This window comes from Pseudonocardia sp. T1-2H (genome assembly GCF_038039215.1).
In the GTDB taxonomy this organism is placed as follows: domain Bacteria; phylum Actinomycetota; class Actinomycetes; order Mycobacteriales; family Pseudonocardiaceae; genus Pseudonocardia.
The window spans coordinates 457,487-475,497 of record NZ_JBBPCL010000001.1 but is presented as its reverse complement, the minus strand read 5'-3'; the positions used below and the strand labels follow the sequence as shown (position 1 = coordinate 475,497).

General features: G+C 71.3%; 18 protein-coding genes, 1 tRNA gene and 1 pseudogene. 12 read left to right on the top strand and 8 right to left on the bottom strand.

The genetic code is table 11. The annotated features are described in order from the left end of the window. Positions 1-71: 71 nt before the first annotated feature. On the bottom strand, positions 72-1,580 hold the full coding sequence (locus WBK50_RS02375) for a trypsin-like peptidase domain-containing protein (RefSeq protein WP_341334015.1): 1,509 nt from the start codon (positions 1,578-1,580) through the stop codon (positions 72-74). Positions 1,581-1,724: 144 nt separating this feature from the next. Between WBK50_RS02375 and WBK50_RS02370 the strand changes: the two genes are divergently transcribed. Both WBK50_RS02370 and WBK50_RS02365 read left to right on the top strand, forming a co-directional pair. Next, positions 1,725-2,324, top strand: a complete 600-nt coding sequence (locus WBK50_RS02370; protein ID WP_341339266.1) for an ArsR/SmtB family transcription factor — start codon at positions 1,725-1,727, stop codon at positions 2,322-2,324. Further along, a complete protein-coding gene (locus WBK50_RS02365; RefSeq protein ID WP_341334014.1) occupies positions 2,314-2,988 on the top strand; it encodes an SRPBCC family protein in 675 nt (224 codons plus the stop codon). The genes WBK50_RS02370 and WBK50_RS02365 overlap by 11 nt, the downstream gene beginning before the upstream one ends. Before the next feature lie 84 nt (positions 2,989-3,072). Here the strand turns inward: WBK50_RS02365 and WBK50_RS02360 are convergent, their stop codons facing one another. The 3 genes from WBK50_RS02360 to WBK50_RS02350 all read right to left on the bottom strand — a co-directional run bounded on the left by WBK50_RS02360 (position 3,073) and on the right by WBK50_RS02350 (position 6,141). Next, positions 3,073-4,500, bottom strand: coding sequence for a sensor histidine kinase (locus tag WBK50_RS02360; RefSeq protein WP_445942211.1), 1,428 nt, complete (start codon positions 4,498-4,500; stop codon positions 3,073-3,075). Then, a complete protein-coding gene (locus WBK50_RS02355) occupies positions 4,497-5,198 on the bottom strand; it encodes a response regulator transcription factor (protein WP_341334013.1) in 702 nt (233 codons plus the stop codon). The genes WBK50_RS02360 and WBK50_RS02355 overlap by 4 nt, the downstream gene beginning before the upstream one ends. A gap of 67 nt (positions 5,199-5,265) precedes the next feature. Next, positions 5,266-6,141, bottom strand: coding sequence for an NAD(P)-dependent oxidoreductase (locus WBK50_RS02350; protein ID WP_341334012.1), 876 nt, complete (start codon positions 6,139-6,141; stop codon positions 5,266-5,268). 145 nt (positions 6,142-6,286) lie between these two features. Between WBK50_RS02350 and WBK50_RS02345 the strand changes: the two genes are divergently transcribed. Continuing rightward, the gene (locus WBK50_RS02345) at positions 6,287-6,979 is read left to right on the top strand and encodes an SGNH/GDSL hydrolase family protein (protein ID WP_341334011.1); all 693 of its coding nucleotides are present in this window, start codon (positions 6,287-6,289) and stop codon (positions 6,977-6,979) included. Here WBK50_RS02345 and WBK50_RS02340 read toward each other — a convergent pair. After that, positions 6,966-8,165 (bottom strand): MFS transporter, encoded by a 1,200-nt coding sequence (locus tag WBK50_RS02340; protein WP_341334010.1) that lies wholly within the window; start codon positions 8,163-8,165, stop codon positions 6,966-6,968. The two genes, WBK50_RS02345 and WBK50_RS02340, sit on opposite strands and share 14 nt — an antisense overlap. A gap of 103 nt (positions 8,166-8,268) precedes the next feature. On the opposite strand from WBK50_RS02340, the gene WBK50_RS02335 reads away from it, so the two are divergent. The 6 genes and pseudogenes from WBK50_RS02335 to WBK50_RS02315 all read left to right on the top strand — a co-directional run. Further along, the gene (locus tag WBK50_RS02335; RefSeq protein ID WP_341334009.1) at positions 8,269-8,718 is read left to right on the top strand and encodes a nitroreductase/quinone reductase family protein; all 450 of its coding nucleotides are present in this window, start codon (positions 8,269-8,271) and stop codon (positions 8,716-8,718) included. A gap of 27 nt (positions 8,719-8,745) precedes the next feature. Next, positions 8,746-8,818, top strand: a tRNA-Arg gene (locus WBK50_RS02330). A gap of 120 nt (positions 8,819-8,938) precedes the next feature. Then, positions 8,939-9,109 carry a 6-pyruvoyl trahydropterin synthase family protein gene (locus WBK50_RS34895; protein WP_445942210.1) on the top strand — a complete coding sequence of 57 codons (171 nt, stop codon included), beginning with the start codon at positions 8,939-8,941 and terminating at the stop codon, positions 9,107-9,109. A gap of 429 nt (positions 9,110-9,538) precedes the next feature. Next, the gene (locus WBK50_RS02325; RefSeq protein ID WP_341334008.1) at positions 9,539-10,141 is read left to right on the top strand and encodes a DUF1326 domain-containing protein; all 603 of its coding nucleotides are present in this window, start codon (positions 9,539-9,541) and stop codon (positions 10,139-10,141) included. 5 nt (positions 10,142-10,146) lie between these two features. After that, positions 10,147-10,995, top strand: coding sequence for a DUF2182 domain-containing protein (locus WBK50_RS02320; protein ID WP_341334007.1), 849 nt, complete (start codon positions 10,147-10,149; stop codon positions 10,993-10,995). Between the two features lie 21 nt (positions 10,996-11,016). Beyond that, positions 11,017-11,307 (top strand): annotated as a pseudogene (locus tag WBK50_RS02315) (AMP-binding protein); the annotation flags it as partial. Positions 11,308-11,547: 240 nt separating this feature from the next. Here the strand turns inward: WBK50_RS02315 and WBK50_RS02310 are convergent. Continuing rightward, positions 11,548-12,501, bottom strand: a complete 954-nt coding sequence (locus WBK50_RS02310; RefSeq protein ID WP_341334006.1) for a glycoside hydrolase family 26 protein — start codon at positions 12,499-12,501, stop codon at positions 11,548-11,550. A 161-nt stretch (positions 12,502-12,662) separates the two neighbouring features. On the opposite strand from WBK50_RS02310, the gene WBK50_RS02305 reads away from it, so the two are divergent. The 3 genes from WBK50_RS02305 (at position 12,663) to WBK50_RS02295 (ending at position 14,702) form a co-directional block, all read left to right on the top strand. Continuing rightward, the gene (locus WBK50_RS02305; protein WP_341334005.1) at positions 12,663-13,838 is read left to right on the top strand and encodes a PP2C family protein-serine/threonine phosphatase; all 1,176 of its coding nucleotides are present in this window, start codon (positions 12,663-12,665) and stop codon (positions 13,836-13,838) included. A 137-nt stretch (positions 13,839-13,975) separates the two neighbouring features. Continuing rightward, positions 13,976-14,284, top strand: coding sequence for an STAS domain-containing protein (locus WBK50_RS02300; RefSeq protein WP_341334004.1), 309 nt, complete (start codon positions 13,976-13,978; stop codon positions 14,282-14,284). Next, the gene (locus WBK50_RS02295) at positions 14,274-14,702 is read left to right on the top strand and encodes an ATP-binding protein (RefSeq protein WP_341334003.1); all 429 of its coding nucleotides are present in this window, start codon (positions 14,274-14,276) and stop codon (positions 14,700-14,702) included. The genes WBK50_RS02300 and WBK50_RS02295 overlap by 11 nt, the downstream gene beginning before the upstream one ends. A 156-nt stretch (positions 14,703-14,858) precedes the next feature. Here the strand turns inward: WBK50_RS02295 and WBK50_RS02290 are convergent, their stop codons facing one another. Both WBK50_RS02290 and WBK50_RS02280 read right to left on the bottom strand, forming a co-directional pair. Further along, on the bottom strand, positions 14,859-16,106 hold the full coding sequence (locus WBK50_RS02290; protein WP_341334002.1) for a serine hydrolase domain-containing protein: 1,248 nt from the start codon (positions 16,104-16,106) through the stop codon (positions 14,859-14,861). A gap of 941 nt (positions 16,107-17,047) precedes the next feature. After that, on the bottom strand, positions 17,048-17,815 hold the full coding sequence (locus WBK50_RS02280; protein WP_341339586.1) for a flavin-containing monooxygenase: 768 nt from the start codon (positions 17,813-17,815) through the stop codon (positions 17,048-17,050). Between the last annotated feature and the right edge of the window lie 196 nt (positions 17,816-18,011).

Sequence of the window (18,011 nt, the reverse complement as noted above, 5' to 3'; positions counted from 1 at the left end):
GCCGAACACCATTATGTTCCCGGTGCGCGCGTCAACGAAACCTGCGGGGCACCGGATCCGCCCAGACCTGATCACCCGGTCCGGCCCTCCAGGGTGACCTGGACCTGACGGGCGCCGAGGAACAGCGTGACGACGTCCCCCGGGGCGTGGTCCCGGACGGCCGCGACGAGCTCGTCGGAGTCCGTGACCAGGCGATCATCGATCCTGGTCACGACGTCACCGGGGCGGATCCCGGCCCTCTCCGCGGGCCCGCCGGGGTTCACCTGGCCGACGACCGCGCCGCCCGTCACGGGGACGCCGACGCTGGTCAGGCTCAGCCCGAGCGCGGGCCGAGTCGCCTTGCCCGTGCGCTCCAGCTCGTCCGCGACGCGCTTGGCCTGGTTGATCGGGATCGAGAAGCCGACGCCGATCGAGCCGCCCTGCGCGCCGCCGGTGCTCGCGATCGCCGAGTTGATCCCGACGACCCTGCCCCGGACGTCGACGAGCGGGCCGCCGGAGTTGCCCGGGTTGATCGCGGCGTCGGTCTGCACGGCGTTGAGGACCGTCGCGTCGCCGCCGGTTTCGCCGCCGACGCTCACCGCCCGGTCGAGCGCGCTGACGATGCCGGTGGTGACGGTGCCGCCGAGCCCGAGGGGCGACCCGATCGCCACGACCTGCTGCCCGACCCGCAGCGAGTCCGAGTTGCCGAGCTCGATCGGCACGAGGCCGGCGGCGCCGTCCGCCCGGACGACGGCGATGTCCGAGCTGGGATCGGCGCCGACGACGCGCACCGGCACCGCCCGGCCGTCCTGCAGCACGGCGGCGACCGTCGCCCCGGCCGCGGCGCCCTGGACGACGTGGTTGTTGGTGAGGATCAGCCCGTCCGCGCTGAGCACCATGCCGGAGCCCTCGCCCTCCGTGCCGCGGCTCCCGGCTCCCTGGCCGTCGACCTTCAGCTGGACGACGCTCGGCAACACCTTCGCCGCGACGGCCTCGATCGGCCCTTCGGACGGGTCGACGTCCGGCAGGGGCGCGCTGAGCACGCCCCGGTCGCCCCCGTCGCCGCGGCTCGCCAGGGCGTAGCCGATGCCGCCCCCGACGGCCCCGGCGAGCAGCGCGATCACCAGTGCCCCGACGAGCGGGACGAGCCAGGCGGGACGCGAACGGCCGTCCCGGAGGTGGTGCTCCGGGGGGTGGGGATCGTCCACGAGGGCGTGCGCCGGCTCGCGATCCGCCGGCGCGGCCTCCACCTCGGTCCTCCCCGTGGACGCCCGGGACGCGACGGACGGTATCGCGCGCTCCGCGGGCGGGACCGCGATGCCTCCCGGCGGGGTCGGGGCCTCGGCCGCGCGGGCCTCGGCCTCGGCCGCCGATGACCCCGGCCCGGGCTCCGCGGCGAGCGGGACGCCCGGTGCCGGCGTCCCGGGAGCCGGGGTGTTCCCGAGCGGTGTCCCCCAGGCCGGACCCGGCAGGGACGCGCCCTCCGTCGCAGGAGTCCCCACCCCGGGCGGGCACGGTTCTGCACCGGACCCGGGCGTCCCGCCGGACGGCTCGTGCTCGCGAAGGGGGTCGGGGGCGGCGGCGCCGCGGGCATCCGTCATGTGCTCTCCGTGTCCGGGTCCGGGGGCCGGCGGACCCGACCCCGGAGAGTCAGGAGGGTATGGCCAACCCGGACCGACCGCTCGGCCACACCGACAACAATATTTGTCTTGACAGTCGATTTGGTCGGTGGCACCGTCGTCGGCGTGCAGGAGACGGCGGTGATCGCGGACCCGGCCGCGGCGGCGGTGGCGTTGGACCCCGTCCGGGCGCGGCTGCTCCGCGAGCTCGCGGAGCCCGCGTCGGCGGCCACGCTGAGCCTGAAAGTGGGCCTGACCAGGCAGAAGGTGAACTACCACCTGCGCGCGCTGGAGGCGCACGGCCTCGTCGAGCTCGTCGAGGAGCGGCGCAAGGGCAACATGACCGAGCGTGTGATGCGGGCCTCGGCCGGCGCCTATGTGATCTCGCCCGAGGCGTGGGCCCTGGTCGCCCCGGATCCCGCCCGCACACCGGACCGGCTGTCCGCGCAGTGGCTCCTCGCTGTCGCCGCGCGGCTCCTGCGGGACGTGGGCGAGCTGATCGTCGGCGGCACCCGGACCCGTAAGCGGGTCGCCACGTTCGCCCTGGACGGCGAGGTGCGGTTCGCCTCCGCGGCGGACCGCGCGGCGTTCACCCGGGAGCTGACGGACGCCGTCGGCGGGCTCGTCGCGCGCTACCACGACCAGGGGGCGGAGGGCGGCCGGCGGCACCGCGTCGTCGTCGCCCTCCATCCATCGATGAGCCCGGAGGACCCGGATGCCGCGTGAGTTCGAGATCCGCCGCGAGGTCGCGCTCCCGGCCACGCCCGAGCAGGTGTGGGCCGCGATCTCCACACCCGACGGGCTCGCGGGCTGGTTCATGCCGATGGACGTGCGCGCGGACACCACGGTGGAGGTCGACCGGGCGCCGGAGCAGCTGAAGTGCCGCGCCGGGACGGACGCGTTCGACTACGTGATCGAGGGCCGGGACGGCACGACCGTCCTGCGGTTCGTCCACAGCGGGGTCCTCGGGGACGAATGGGACGACGAGTTCGAGGGCATGACGGCCCTCGGCTGGAGCATGTACCTGCACAGCCTCGGCCAGTACCTCCGGTACTTCGCCGGCCGTCCGGCCCTCTACGCCGAGGTGGACGCCGCCGCGGACCCGGCCGTCTGGCCCCGCATCCGGGCCGCACTGGACGTCGCCGCCATCGGCGATCCCGTCCGCCTCGAGCTCGCCGGCCGGGTCCTCGAGGGCGAGATCGACTACCTGACGGACCGGTACGTCGGCCTCCGCACCGGCGACGCGCTCGTCCGCTTCCACGAACGGTCCGCGATCGGCCTGCCGGTCGCGGTCGGGCACCACCACTTCGGCCCCGGCGAGAGCGCCGAGGCCCTCACCGAGGCCTGGCGGGCTTGGCTGGCCGCCGTCGTCCGGAAGGACCAGCCATGACCGCCCCGGCGCAGAAGATCACCCCGTTCCTGATGGACTCCACGTTCACGCCCTCGGCGCAGCTCGCCCTGGCCTGAGGTCGGGCTAGGCCGGCCGCCGCCCGGGCAGCCGCAGGCTCAGCAGCGCCCCACCCTCCGGCGCCCGGGCCGCCCACACCGCCCCGCCGTGCCGCACCGCCACCTGCCGGACGATCGCCAGGCCCAGCCCGGAGCCAGGCATCGTGCGCGAGGTGTCCGCGCGGTAGAAGCGGTCGAACACCCGCGGCAGGTCCTCGTCCGCGATGCCGGGGCCGGAGTCCGCGACCTCCAGGACGACCGTCCAGTCGTCGACCGGGACCATCGAGACCCGCACGGTGCCGCCCGGCGCGCTCCACTTCACCCCGTTGTCCAGCAGGTTCAGCACCGCGCGCTCCAGCGCCGTCGAGTCCCCGATGAGGGTCCAGGGCATCAGGTGCACGTCGAAGGTGACGTCCGTGGTGGCCCGGCGGCGGGCGCGTTCGAGGGCCCGGTCCACGACGTCGGTGAACTCGACGGGCTCGATCATCACCATCTGCGGGTCGTCGCGCGCGAGCTCGACGAGGTCCCCCACCAGCTGGGTCAGCTCCTCGACCTGCCCGCGGACGTCGTCGACGATCTCGCGACGATCCTCCTCCGGCAGGACGGGCGCACCGGGGCGGGCCGCCGCCGCGAGGAGCTCCAGATTCGTGCGCAAGGAGGTGAGCGGGGTCCGGAGCTCGTGCCCGGCGTCCGCGACGAGCCGGCGTTGCTGTTCCTGCGACGACGCGAGCGCGCCGAGCATCTCGTTGAAGCTGACGGTGAGCCGGGCCAGCTCGTCCGAGCCGGAGACGCGGATGGGCCGAAGGTCCCCCGTGGACGCGACGCGCTCGGCGGCGGTCGTGAGGCGTTGCACCGGGCGCAACCCCGCGCGGGCGACGGCGACGCCCAGCGCGGCCGCCAGCACGATGCCGATCCCGCCGATCACGGGCAGGGCGATCGCGAGCTTCGCCAGGACCTGCTGGGTGGACTCGAGCTTCTGCGCCATGACCAGCGCGCGGCCCGGCCCCGCGGCGACCGCGACGACCTCGTAGTCCCCGGCCGTCCGCACCGAGTAGGGCCTGACCCCCTGCGCGACCTCGAGCTCCGTCTGGCTCAGCGGCGGCGAGGACGCGCGCGCCTCCGCGGACTGCGCGAGGCCCGACGAGTAGAACAGCGCGATCCGGATGTCCCCGGCGCCGAGCGCCTCGGGCGAGGTGGTGGCGAGCTGCTCCGGGTCCGCAAGCTCGCTCTGCGCGGCGGCCGTGGCCCGCTGCAGCAGGTTGTCGTCGAGCGTCTCGAAGATGCTCTGCCGGACGATCAGGAAGACCGCCGTGGACACGAGCACCACCACACCCGCGGCGACCCCGGCGGCGAGGATCCCGATCCGGGCGCGCAGGCTGAAGCGGTCCAGGCGCTGGGAGCGGCCGTGCGGATGATCATGGTCGGTGTGGTGCTCGGCGGGACCGGCAGCCGTCACGGCGGGGACTCCCGCAGCACGTAGCCGACGCCGCGGACGGTGTGGATCAGCCGGGGCTCGCCGTCGGCCTCGGTCTTGCGGCGCAGGTACCCGATGTAGACCTCCAGCGCGTTGCCGGTGGTCGGGAAGTCGTAGCCCCACACCTGCTCGAGGATCTGCGCGCGGCTCAGCACCCGGCGGGGGTTGGTGAGCAGCAGCTCCAGCAGCGAGAACTCGGTCCGGGTGAGGCTGATCCGGCGCTCGCCGCGGCGGACCTCGCGGGTGTCCGGGTCCAGCGAGAGGTCCACGAACTCCAGCGGCTTGCTCAGCCCGGCCGCGGCCGCGGCGATGTCGTCGACGGAGCGGCGGCGCAGCAGTGCGCGGAGCCGGGCGAGCAGCTCCTCGAGGGCGAAGGGCTTGGGCAGGTAGTCGTCCGCGCCCGCGTCCAGGCCGGCGACCCGGTCCGACACGGCGTCCCGCGCGGTGAGCACGAGGATCGGCAGCTCGTCGCCGGCCGCGCGCATGCGCCGGCACACCTCGAGACCGTCGAGGCGGGGCATCATCACGTCGAGCACCATCGCGTCGGGGCGCTGGGCCAGCACCGAGTCCAGGGCCTGCTGGCCGTCGCTCGCCAGCTCCACCTGGTAGCCGTTGAACGCGAGCGAACGGCGCAGGGACTCGCGCACCGCACGGTCGTCGTCGACGACGAGGATTCGCATGCGGTCAGTCTCTACCGACCTTCTGAGACGGACCTGAGAATCCCCCGTGATCGCCTCGCGAGTCGGGTCACTCGTCGAAGCTGGCGTAGTAGGCGCCGGCGATGTCGTCGTCCCCGTGGCCGCGGTCGGCGGCGCGGCGGAAGCGCTCGAGGGCGGCCGGGGCGAGATCCAGCCGGACGCCCGCGTCCCGCGCGGCCTCGGTGATCAGGCCGAGGTCCTTCGCGCCGTTGTCCACGGTGAAGCTCGCGCTCATGTGCCCGGTCAGGATCGCCTCGGCCTTCACCCGCAGGTAGGGCAGGTCCAGCGGGCCGCCCTCGACGGCGTCGAGGAACGCCTGCGGGTCCACGCCCAGGCCCTTGGCCAGGGCGAGCGTCTCCCCCACCGCCGCGGTCAGCTCCAGCACCCAGTTGTTGGCGACGAGCTTGAGCCGGCTCGCCGTCGCCTCCTCGGCCTTCTCCCCCAGCCAGACGGTCTTGCTCCCCACGGCCTCGAAGACGGGGTCGAGCACCACCCGGGCACTGGACGGTCCCGCCGCGAAGATCTGCAGCTGTCCTGCCTCGGCGGGGCCCTTGGTCCCGAGCACCGGCGCGTCGACCAGCACCAGTTCGTGCTCCCTCGCGAACGCGACGAGATCGTTCAGCGGAGCGAGTCCCACGGTCGTCATCTGGGCCCAGACCTGACCGGCCCGCAGCCCCGCCGCGGCGGACCGCATGACGTCGAGCACGTGGGAGCCGTCGCCGAGCATCGTGATGACGACGTCCGCGCCCCGGACCGCGTCCGCGGGGTCCTCCGCGAGCCGCGCCCCGTCCTCGACGAGGGGCCGCGCCTTGTCCGCGGTCCGGTTCCAGACGGTCAGTGGCAGGCCCGCGGCCAGGATGTTGCGCGCCATCCCGCTGCCCATGATCCCGGTGCCCAGCAGTGCGACGCTCGGTGTGTCGGTCATGGCCGCGACGCTAGTGTCCGCGGGCCGGGGCCGCCGCGCTCCGCGGGCGATACGGGCGGATCATCCGGTGCGGAAATGTGTGATCTCGCGGGACGAACACGCTGCTCACGGGCCGCGGTCACCGAGTCCTGGTTCACTGGGTCGCGTGCCCGAATCCCTCCCCGCGGACTTCACGTTCTCCAACCTGACGGGCCGGCCAACGGGTCCCGTCGTGTCGTTCCTGTCCCGCCTCCTGCCCGGGGTGCGCGACGTCCAGGCGCAGACCGCCCCCTACGCGCAGGCCTGGGCGGAGCACAACCGCGAGGCGCTCGTCGCCACCGGCCCGCTGTGGGTGGTCCTCGGGGACTCGATGTCCCAGGGCATCGGCGCCAGCCGGTACGACCGCGGCTGGGTCGGGCAGCTCGCGCCGTCGCTGCCCGGTCACCGCTGCGTGAACCTGTCCATGAGCGGTGGCCGGATCCAGGACGTGCTGGATCTCCAGCTGCCCGCCATGGCCTCGCTCGGCGTGGAGCCGGCGGTCCTGACGGTGATGATCGGCACGAACGACCTGATGAGCCCGCCGCACCGGGGCGGAGCGGCCCGGCGGCTGAGCATGCTGCTGGACCGGCTCCCGCCCGGGACGATCATCGGCAACCAGCCCGGCCGGTACTCGGACGCCCTCGAGTTCAACCGCCTGATCGACGAGGCGGTGGCCCACCGGGGCCAGGTCCTCGCCGAGTTCCGGGACCCGCGGATGCGGGGGTGGAAGGGCCGGCTCGCCGCCGACCACTTTCATCCCAACGACGCCGGCTACGCGGTGATGGCCGAGATCGTCGCCGAGGCGCTCACCCGGCGCTGACCAGTGGGTCGTCCCCGATCCGGGAGGACACGCGGCGCTCCCGCCAGCCGGCGAAGAGCGCGATCGCGCCCCCGAGGAAGGCGAGCCCGGCCGCGACGAACGCCGGCGCCGTGTAGCCGAACCCGGCGGCGATCACCAGGCCGCCGAGCCAGGCGCCCACGGCATTGGCCGCGTTGAACGCCATGTGCATCGCTCCGGAGGCCATGTGCGGCGCCTCCCCCGCCCCGTTGATGATCCGCAGCTGGATCCCCGGGATGGTGCCGAACACCGACACCGCGAAGAGGAACAGCACGACCGCCGCGGTGACCCGGTTCTGCAGCGCGGGCACCAGCAACAGCGCGAGCACGACGTCGAGCCCGAAGAACAGGACCACCGCGCGCACCGGGCCGCGGTCCGCGAGCCGCGCCCCGACCAGGTTGCCGACGGTCATGCCGATGCCGAACAGCGCGAGGATCAGCGTGACCGCGGCCGGGGAGTACCCGGCCACGTCGGTGAGCATCGGCGCGATGTAGCTGTAGACGGAGAACAGCGCCGCGCCGCCGACGATGCAGACCAGCAGCGTGATCCACACCGGGAAGCGGCGGAGTGCCTTGATCTCCTCGATCAGCCGCGGCGTGGCCACCCCGCGCACGACCGGCACCGCGAACGTCACCGCGGCGGCGGCGAGCAGCGCGATCAGCCCGACGACGCCGAACACCCACCGCCAGCCGACGATCTGCCCGAGCAGGGTCGACGCCGGGACGCCGAGGATGTTCGCGACCGTGAGCCCGGACAACATCATCGCCATCGCCCGCGCCTGCTTCGACGGGTCCACCAGGCGGCCGGCGACGATCGCGCCGATGCCGAAGAAGGCGCCGTGCGGGAGACCGGCGAGGAAGCGCGCGACCAGCATCCAGCCGTAGTCGGGGGCGATCGCGGAGAGCAGGTGCGCCCCGCCGTAGACCCCGATGAGGACGACGAGCGCGGTGCGCCGCGGCAGCTTCGAGGCCGCCGCGATCAGCAGAGGGGCTCCGGCGACGACGCCGAGCGCGTACGCCGAGATCAACCTGCCCGCGTGCGGGATGCTCACCTGCAGGCCCGTCGCCGCCTCGGGCAGCAGGCCCATGATCGCGAACTCCCCGGTGCCGATCGCGAACGCCCCGAGCGCCAGTGCCGCCAGTGCCCATCGCACGTGCGTCTTCGTCATCCGTAGTCCCCCTTCGGCCTTTCCCAGGCCGAATGTCCACGGTAGGCGCGGAGGAGCGGCAACTCGGTGTCCGATCGATCACCCCCGCGCTAGGGTCCCGGCCATGCAGAAGCCCCCGCCCGCGGACTCGCCGTTCTGGAAGCTCTTCCACCTCGCGACCCGGGTGAACCTGCTGCTGTTCCGGGCCACCAAGGGGAAGGTGGGCGGCCGGCTCGGGTCGTCGCCGGTCCTCGTGCTGCACCACGTCGGCCGGAAATCCGGCCAGGCGCGGGTCAGCCCGCTGAACTACCTCGACGACGCCGCGAACCTCGTCGTCGTGGCATCGAAGGGCGGCACGGACGCCAACCCGGCCTGGTTCCACAACCTCATGGCGATGGACTCCACCCAGGTCGAACTGCCGGGCGGGGAGAAGCGCCGGGTGCGGCCGCGGGTCGCGGAGGGCGAGGAGCGGGACGCCCTGTGGCCGCGGCTGGTGGAGATGTACAAGCCGTACGAGGAGTACGCGAGCTTCACCGAACGTCGGATCCCGGTGGTCGTGCTCGAGCCGGTCTGAGGGCGGCGGCTAGAGTGTCCCTCGCACGCCCTCGTAGCTCAGGGGATAGAGCACCGCTCTCCTAAAGCGGGTGCCGCAGGTTCGAATCCTGCCGGGGGCACGCAGGTCAGCAGCGTTGCTGGGCCAGTTGTCCACAGGATCGGGGGCCATGATGGGAGCGAACGGCTAACGTCGCGATCATGGCCGCCGCCCAGCAGCAGCCGGCTCGACGGGCAGCGCGGTGAGGTCCCATCGGCTGCCGAACGTGCCAGCCGGCCACAAGTGTGCCCGACTGCACGGACACTCGTACCGAGTCTTCGTTTACGTCCAAGGAGAATTGGACCTTGAGAACCATTGGGTCCAAGATTTCGGTGAGCTGAAAGATGCTGGAAGCCACTTGAGGCTCAGCTAGATCATTATTCTCTCAACGAAGTTCAGGGCTTGACAACCCCAGCAGCGAGGTACTCGCCGAGCGGATTCGGGTACGCCTCAAGAAACCCCTTCCAGGTCTGACTGCAGTAACCGTCAGAGAGACATGCACTCCGGCTGTACCTACCGCGGCCCGGTAAGCAACGCGACAGTCTGAGTCGCCTGTACTCGGTGGGGCGGCGTTTGGTGGTCGAGTGCGACGTCTGCAGCCGTGGCGAGGCGGGGCGGTGGCGACGGAGTGCTGAAGTGACCGACACAGCCTGGTGATGTCAGGCAGAGAGGTGGGCTTCCCCGCAACCCGGGCGACGACTGCTCCGCGCGGCGAACGAAGCGCCTTCGTGATCCCCTCGGGGGGCGGTTGACCCGCTCATCCCGGGGATGGACACTTTTCGTCCTGCGAAGGGGGTCGGCGATGTCGTGGAACCTCAAGGGCAGCTACGCCGAGACTTGCTCGTGCGAGCTTATGTGCCCGTGCAACCTCTCGTTAGACCATGGCGCCACCTACGACTTCTGTCGGGCGACTCTGGCCTTCGACATCCGCGAGGGTGAGATTGATGGCACCGACGTCCGGGGCCGCAGAGTGGTGACGATCATCGACACGCCGAAGGTCATGACCGACGGCAACTGGCGGCTCGGGATGTTCGTCGACGACCAGGCCACGGACGAGCAGTTCGACAAGCTGGTCCAGGTGTTCGGCGGACAGCTCGGGGGTCCGATGGCTGCGCTCGCTCCCCTCGTGGGCGAGGTCGTCGGGGTCGAGCGCGCGGCGATCGAGGTGGCCGACGACGGGTTGCTGCACAGCGTCCGCGTCGGGGACGCGATCGAGTTCGAGATCGAGGACATCGTGCCGTTCGGGGTCGAGAACGGTCGGCCGGTCCGGTTCGACGGCATGTTCCACCCGGTCGGGTCGAACCTGACGATGGCCGAGGCGCGGCGCTCGCGGATCAACGCCTTCGGCATCGAGTACGAGGGCAAGACCGGTCTGTCCACCTCCGAATTCACCTGGGCAGCCTGACCCCGATGAGCGCTCCGGCGAGGGAACGCCCCAGCCGAGCCGGCGGTCTCGCGCCGGCGTTCGCCGCCGTCCGCGTCCGGCTCGGGCTGGTGGCCGCGCTGTTCGTTCTCGCCGGCGTCGGCTGGTGGTGGACGGCCCACCAGATGCGCGGCATGGACCAGGGGCCGTGGTCCGGGCTGGGCAGGCTGGGCTGGTTCCTCGGGGTCTGGCTCGTGATGATGGCGGCGATGATGTTCCCGTCGGTCGCCCCGACGGTCGCGTTGTACTCCCGCATGACCAAGAAGCGGTCTCCGCTGTCACCGCTGCTGTTCGCGGCGGGTTACCTGGTCACATGGACCATCGCGGGTCTGGGTGCCTTCACGCTGGCAGCAGTACTGGGCCGGATCCCGGGCGACGTGTTCGCGTGGGACCGTGCCGGGAGGTGGGTCGCGGGCGCCACGCTCGTCGTCGCGGCGCTCTACGAGCTGACCCCCCTCAAGGACGTCTGCCTCGACAAGTGCACCAGCCCGCTCGGCTTCCTTCTCAGCGCTTGGCGTAACGGCCGCTCGGGTGCGCTGCGGATGGGCGCGAAGCACGGCGTCTGGTGCGTCGGGTGCTGCTGGGCGCTGATGGCGTCATTGTTCGCACTGGGGGTCATGAGCCTCATCTGGATGGCCGTCGTCGCGGGGCTGATCGCCGTCGAGAAGACGCTTCCGTGGCGCCGGGTGGCGGTCTACGGGACGGCGGTCGTGCTGCTCACGCTCGGTGTGCTGCTGCTCGCCGCCCCGGACTCGATCCCGGCCCTCGCCATTCCCGGTGCAGACCCGATGACCGAGATGGCGCCGATGACCGAGATGGCGCCGATGCTCTCCTAATGCCCGGGCGCATCGCGATACCTGGATCTGGTCGAGCGCCACCGCGTCACGCACAGCCAGGTCGTGCCGACGATGTTCAGCCGGCTGCTCAAGCTCCCCGAGCAGGTCCGCCGAAGCTACGACCTGTCGTCGCTCGAAGTCGTCATCCACGCGGCTGCGCCGTGCCCGGTGCCGGTGAAGCGGGACATGATCGAGTGGTTCGGTCCGGTGCTGCACGAGTACTACGGGGCGACCGAGGCCAACGGCCTCACCGTCTGCACGAGCGAGGAGTGGCTCGCCCACCCGGGCAGTGTCGGACGCCCGGTGCTCGGCGAGGTGGGACCCGGCTCATCGAGCAGTACCGCACCGCGGCCGCCGTCGAGTAGGGCCGGATCCACCGAGCGCGGCGGAGGCGGCCGCGCTCCTGAACGCCAGGGCTCGGTCGTGGAACATCGCGTGGAACGAACCACCGGACTCCCTGAGGCAACAGCGGACACGGCAAGCCGCACAGAGGCCCTGCCCGGGCCATTGCGGGCGCCACGGACGGGCCGGTTGACCGGCCCCGGGAGCTCCTCATCGGCCACCCGTGCGGTCGCGACCCGTTGCCGGGAGGGGCAGAGGAGGCGGCCCGAGGCGTCCGGGCACGGTGGCTTCCCGTCGGATCGCAGCCGCCGAGGCCGGCGAGCTCTGCACGCGCCAGTCGGTCTCCTTCTGGTAATCGAACCAGATCAGGACCCGGATCCCCCGGCCGAGGGCGAGGGCGAACAGGTCGGCGATCCAGGCGGCCTTGTCGCCGCCCTGCTCGGCGGAGGCGACCTCGGTGATCGCCAACGGCCGGTCGGTGAGGTCCTGGAGGTCGGCCAGCGAGTCGCCGAACACCTCCTCGGGACTGCGCCAGCCACCCCACGGCAGCGCGTCGCCGCCGTTGTAGCCGTCGACGGCGACCCAGTCGACGGCTCGGTCGCCCGGGTACAGCGGGGCGTAGTCGGCATAGCCGGGAGCGTGCACGTTGACGCACCAGACCCAGACGACGTCGTGCGCACCCGCTGCATCGAACAGTTCACGGACGTGGTTCCAAGCGGCAACGGCGTCGGCGGAGGTGTTGCCGTTGACGCCGGCGCCCCACGGGTAGAAGGGCGCGTTCAGCTCGTGCAGGAACCGGAGGCCGAGGCGGCCACCCCAGTTCCGGACCTGCTGGGCGAAGGTGGTGATGTAGGCGTCGTGGGTGCCGTCGGCGATGCGGGCCAGCGAATACCACGGCTGGTCGGCTCCCGCTCCTGGCGCCCATGGTTCCCAGGTGAGCAGGGGCAGCGCCCCGCGTGCTCCGGCGGCAGTGGCCCGGGTGGCGTCGAACGCGGGCGTGCCGGCCCAGCCCTGGTACCACTGGTAGACCCCGACGGGAGCACCCGTGGTGGCGGCGAACCTGTCGATCGCCGTGCTGTCGTCGGCGGCCACGCCGAGGGCGAGTGGCTGCGGCGCGGCGGAGCCCGCCGCCAGCAGCCCGGACAGCACCACCACCAGCAACACCCTCAGCGCACCCTCGCCGACTCGGACCACACGAGTGGATATCACACGATGTCGCGTGCCGCGACGCATCGATCTAGGGTGGGACGACTCGATCAGGGGCCGCATCAGGCGTCGTCCCGGCGAGGTGGCCGGCGAGGACCGCGGCGGAAGGGCATGGTGCCGTGGATCTCGGCCGGGGCGACGAGGTGCGCGTGCGGGCGTTGGAGAACCTGGGCGTGCTCGACACGGGGCCCGAGGAGCGGTTCGACCGGCTGACCGGGCTGGCGCGGCGACTGTTCGGGGTCGCGTCCGCCGCGGTCACCCTGATCGACCGGGACCGGCTGTACTTCAAGTCGAACGACGGGGCACAGCTCCTGGACGGTCCGCGGAGCGGGGCGTTCTGCGACCAGACCATCCGCCGGCCCGAGACACTCGTGGTCGAGGACATGAGGACGGACGCCCGGTTCGCGGACAACCCACTGGTGACCGGGGATCCGCACGTCCGCTTCTACGCGGGACACCCCCTCACGGCTCCGGGCGGCCACCGGGTCGGTGCCCTGTGCCTGATCCACGACCGACCACGGACCTTCACCCCGGAGGAACGGGTCCTGCTCGAGGAGCTCGCCGACTGGGCGGAGCAGGAACTGACCCGATCGGCGGAGCTGGAGCAGGCCGCGCTGGTACAACGCGGACTCCTGCCCCGCCGTCCCCCGCGGATCGCCGGCTACGACGTGGCCGGGGTCTGCCTCCCCTCGCGCGCGGTGGGCGGAGACTTCCTCGACTGGTACCCCACGCAGGACGGTGGGCTGGCGGTGACGCTCGGCGACGTCATGGGCAAGGGCATGGGAGCCGCGCTGGTGATGGCGATGGTCCGCACCGCGATGCGGTCGACCGGCCGGTTGCACGCACCCGCCGACGCACTGCGGCAAGCCGCCGGCGCGCTGCACGAGGATCTCGAGGAGACCAGCACGCTGGTGACGCTGTGCCACGCAGTCCTGCGCCCCGACGACGACATGGTTCGCTACGCGGACGCCGGACACGGACTGATGCTGCTGGTGCGAGCTGACGGCTCGGTCCACCGCGACGTCCGGGGTGACCTTCCCCTCGGGGTCCTGCCCGGCGTCGACTGGCACGAGGCGAAGGTCGCGCTCGGTCCGGGCGACGTCGTGCTCGCCTTCAGCGACGGCCTGCTCGACCTCTATCCCGGAACGCTGCCGCACGCGCTGGACGAGATCGCGACGACGGTCCGGGCGGGCGGCGAGGCCGCAGACGTCGTGGACCGGTTCGCGGACCGGGCGCACCGGGCGGAGCTGCTCGACGACGACGTGACGGTAATGGCGATCCGCCGACTGCCCTGAGACGGCGACCGGATCGCGCGTCCGTGCCCTCGTCGTCGATTCAGCCCTTCGTGTGCATGAACGACGTCCGGTGGTGGGTAAAGATCGAACAGGCTGCGGTGGAGGCCGGGCACGACCATCGGACGTGCGCAAGCACGATGAGCGATGGGCAGATCCGGCCGACCGGACGGCTGACGATGATCGTCACCCCGCAGCTGCGCACGGTGATCACCGACACCGTCGCTTCCGGCCGGTCGCGGATCGTGGTCGACCTCTCGGCGTGCGAGTTCGTCGACTCCTCGGGCCTCGGCGCCCTCATCGCCGGCCTCAAGACCGCCCGCCAGGCCGGCGGCGACCTGCGCATCGCAGGCGTCGGACCGCAGATCGCCACCGTCCTGCGACTCACCAACCTGGACCGGGTCCTTCGAGCGCATGACACCGTCGGCGGAGCCCTCAGTGCCGGATGACGAGGGCCGCCGGCACGAGTACAGCGTCACCGCGCCTGCCGAGCCGGCGTCCCTCGAACGAGTGCACGCCCTGCTCCAGGAGGTGTGGTCCGACCACGGCGACATCACCGACACCGACCGCATGCTCTTCGAGGTCGCCGTCACAGAGGTCGGCGGCAACATCGCCGAGCACGCCCACGATGGCGCCCCACTCGACTTCACCCTGTACGTCCGCGTGCACCTCGACCGGATCGAAGGCGAGTTCCTCGACAACGGGCGTCGGGCCGAGGTCGATCTCGCCACCGCCGCGATGCCACGCGCCATGTCCGAGTCCGGCCGGGGCCTCGCCTTGACCCTCGCAGCGGTCGACGAACTCGTGTACCGCCGCGACGGCGGCACCAACCACTGGCGCATCGTCCGACTGCGCCGCGCCGGCTGACACGCCCCCGACGTCGGGAACTACGCGGAGTCCGCCGAGCACGAGGGCCCGACCCCGTCCTGTGAGGACTCTGTCGTGGAATGCCCCGCGGAACGAACTGCGGCGAGCAGCTGTGCGTACGGAGCGCGTCGGTCCCGGGGCGCCGAATGACTGTCGCTACCGGGTGGTGGGAGTGACTGACGGGGATGGCGATGGCAACGAGTAGATCAGATCGAGCACCTTGACCAACAGGACATTCGCGGTAGGTCGGCTGTCGGGCGCCACGGTCAGGTTGCTCCATATCACGAGCGTCACCTTGTTGCCGGGATCGTGACCGCTGAAGGAGTTGAATCCCGGGAGTTCACCGAAGTGGAAGTACATGGTGGCGTTCGGGGCGAAGGTCTGCCGCTCGATGCCGTATCCGTATTGCGGTGCTGTCGGCTGGGCCGGGTCAGCGGCCTGCGGACTGCCCAGCCATTGACGCTGGAAGTCGGCGTTGAACACATGGCCGTCGACCAAGTCGCGCATCCAGGTTGCGAGGTCGTCGGCGGTGGAGATGGCTCCCCCGGCCGCCCAGGCATAGGAAGCGTTCTGGTTGGTGTAGTCGATGGGCTGCAACGTCCCCGCCCTGGCCCCCGCTTGCATGTCAGGTGGGTAGGGCATGTCCACCAAGGCGAAGGCGGAGCCGCCGTACATGTAGCCGTGCGAGAAAGGATCAGGGATCGAGGTGTCGGTGGTGGCCGGGAGGGTGGTCCGTCGCAGGCCGTACGGCCCGTACAACCGGTCCTGGAAGACCTGGTCGAGCGGCTTACCGTCCACCTTTTCGACAACGAGACCCAGCAAGGCGTAGTTGGTGTTGCTGTAGTCGTACGCAGTGCCGGGTGGGAACTCCGGCGGATGCCGGAACGCGATGGCCAGCACCTCCTGCGGTGTCCAGACCTTCGCGGGGTGCGCATCGAGAGTAGCCGCGAATTCGGGATCGTTCGTGTAGCCGTACAGGCCGCTGCGCATCTTCAGCAGTTCGGCAATGGTGATGTTCTCACCATTGGGTACGTTAGCAACGTACTTCGCTATCGGATCGCTGAACCGGAGCTTGCCTTCCTGGGCCAGCAGCACGATCACCGCGGAAGTCATCGTCTTGGTGATCGAGGCGATCCGGAAGTGGGTGTCAGCACCCGGCCGCACGTCGGCGCCCCGCCGCGTCGTACCCGATACCGCCGTGAAATCGCCTTGAGGAGTACGAACCTCGACCGCCACGCCAGGGATCATCAGTTCCTTGGCAGTCGCATCCACCGTGGCCCGGAGCACCGCCGGATCGATCGTCTTGATCACGGACGAACCGGTCGGCGTGGTGGCCGACGCAGCCGAACCGGTCACCGAGCAGCCGGCGATCAACAGGACCGCGCAGGCCGCCAGTGCAGTCACCAGGACAGGCCCACGTCCACGCGGGAATCGGCACCGTCCGACAGGAGACCGCATCTTCCGCCCCCGCGTTTCATGATCGTCCAGCGCGATGCGGCGGCACGAGCACTCAACCGACTGCCAGGACGGACCGGGTCATCTGATTCCCCCATACTGATCCGTACTGGATACCGACGCAGCCGCCGATCGCACTAGCGGCCCTGGCGGTGTCCGAGAGCCGCCATGACCCGCCGTCGTGCTGCCTCGTCCTGGCCGTCAAGGCACTTGGCGTAGACCTTCAACAGAACCTCGACGGAATGGCCGGCCACTCAGCTACCTGCGTCGCCGGCACTCCCCCGTTCAGCCACGTGGACACGCACGCACTCCCGAACCCGTCGATGTGCTGTTTCAGCATCGCTGTCAGCTCGGGAGGGCTGGAACAGCGCGCTCTCCCCACCCACCGGCAGCGGGCAGCGCGATGTCCTCGTGGCAGCGGAGGGTACGGATCGACCCTTCGAACTCGGCACGGCCACCGCACTGTCGTAGCTGCAGGTCGCAGCTGACCACGCCCTCACCGTGCTCGTCCATGTAGTCGGCGGTACCCCTGTCCAGGTGCGCATCCCCGTCGAAGAATGTCGTCCGGGGCCGGCCGCGCAGTCCGCTTCCCGGACCGTGCGCCACCTGCCCGGGCCCGGGCCGGTGCCCCTTGACGACCTAGACGATCGCGTCGTTGCGTAGTCGCTCGATGGCGGCAGTGTCGTACCCAGGGCGGTGAGCACCTCGTCGGTGTGTTCAGTCAAGCGGTTTCGAGCAGGACGGTGATGCCCTGCCCCACGCCGGTGCACATGGTCACCGAGCCGCCCGGGCGGGCCGGTCACACACGTCCCTTCGGTCGGCGCCGCGGGGGCGCGCGCATCGCGGTGGTCCGTGACGGCCGCCGCCGGCCGCCCTGGGTCACCTCCTGCTCAGGAGACCTGGAATCCGGCGTAGTTGTTCGCCTTCGACTCCGCGTACTTCGCCCGGTACAGCGGGAGACCGCCCGGGTAGTTGAGCATCTGGACCGGTTTACCGGGGATGTTCGCGCCCACGTACCAGGACCTGGCATGGAGGAAGAGCGTCGGCGCGACCAACTCGGCCACGTGGTGGGTCCACTCCTCCTCGGCCTCCGGCGTCGCTTCGATGCGCCGGTGGCCGTTGCTCAGCAGGTGCTCGAGGGTCTCAACGATCATCTCGCCCTGGATCTCCGCGCAGGTCGGGCCGTTGCAGAAGCCTGAGGGGCTCTGTGGGCCGTAGACGAACAGCAGGTTCGGGAACCCTGCGGTGGCCACGCCGAGGTGGGTGCGCACCCCGGAGGCCCACTTGTCGCGCAGCAGCGAGCCGTCGGCCCCCCGGATGTCGATCGCGGTCAGCCCGCCGCTGACGGCGTCGAACCCGGTGGCGAGCACGATGATGTCGAACTCGTGCTCGACCCCGTCCGCGGTCAGGATGCCACGCTCGGTGACCGACTGGATCGGCGTGTCGTTGAGGTCGACGAGCGCCACGTTGTCCCGGTTGAACGCCTCGTAGTAGTTCTGCTCGAGCGATGGGCGCTTGACCCCGAACGGGTGCGGTGGTGTGGTCGGTGCGAGCTTCTCCCGCAGCGCCGGGTCCTTGATCCGCGCGCGCACCTTGTCCCGCCAGAACGCGTAGGCGTACTCGTTGGACTTCTGGTCGAACAGCGTGTCCTGGAACACCCCGAGCCAGAAGCGGAAGCCACCCGCCTGCCATAAGCGCTCGTACCCGGCGGTGCGCTCCTCCGGGGAAGCTCGACCGCGTTGCGGGGCTCGAAGTCGAAGTCGAAGCCCGCGAACGTGTTACCGCGATACTCGAACCGCTCGGGGAGCTCGGCCTTGATGGCCGCCTGATCGGCGGGCCCGAGCTTGCGCTGCC

What these genes read in the sequence shown, in the direction of transcription:
- WBK50_RS02375 (WP_341334015.1), bottom strand. Translation starts at nt 1,580, where the DNA reads ATGACGGATGCCCGCGGCGCCGCCGCCCCCGACCCCCTTCGCGAGCAC.
- WBK50_RS02365 (WP_341334014.1), top strand. Translation starts at nt 2,314, where the DNA reads ATGCCGCGTGAGTTCGAGATCCGCCGCGAGGTCGCGCTCCCGGCCACG.
- WBK50_RS02355 (WP_341334013.1), bottom strand. Translation starts at nt 5,198, where the DNA reads ATGCGAATCCTCGTCGTCGACGACGACCGTGCGGTGCGCGAGTCCCTG.
- WBK50_RS02350 (WP_341334012.1), bottom strand. Translation starts at nt 6,141, where the DNA reads ATGACCGACACACCGAGCGTCGCACTGCTGGGCACCGGGATCATGGGC.
- WBK50_RS02340 (WP_341334010.1), bottom strand. Translation starts at nt 8,165, where the DNA reads ATGACGAAGACGCACGTGCGATGGGCACTGGCGGCACTGGCGCTCGGG.
- WBK50_RS02335 (WP_341334009.1), top strand. Translation starts at nt 8,269, where the DNA reads ATGCAGAAGCCCCCGCCCGCGGACTCGCCGTTCTGGAAGCTCTTCCAC.
- WBK50_RS02325 (WP_341334008.1), top strand. Translation starts at nt 9,539, where the DNA reads ATGTCGTGGAACCTCAAGGGCAGCTACGCCGAGACTTGCTCGTGCGAG.
- WBK50_RS02320 (WP_341334007.1), top strand. Translation starts at nt 10,147, where the DNA reads ATGAGCGCTCCGGCGAGGGAACGCCCCAGCCGAGCCGGCGGTCTCGCG.
- WBK50_RS02300 (WP_341334004.1), top strand. Translation starts at nt 13,976, where the DNA reads ATGAGCGATGGGCAGATCCGGCCGACCGGACGGCTGACGATGATCGTC.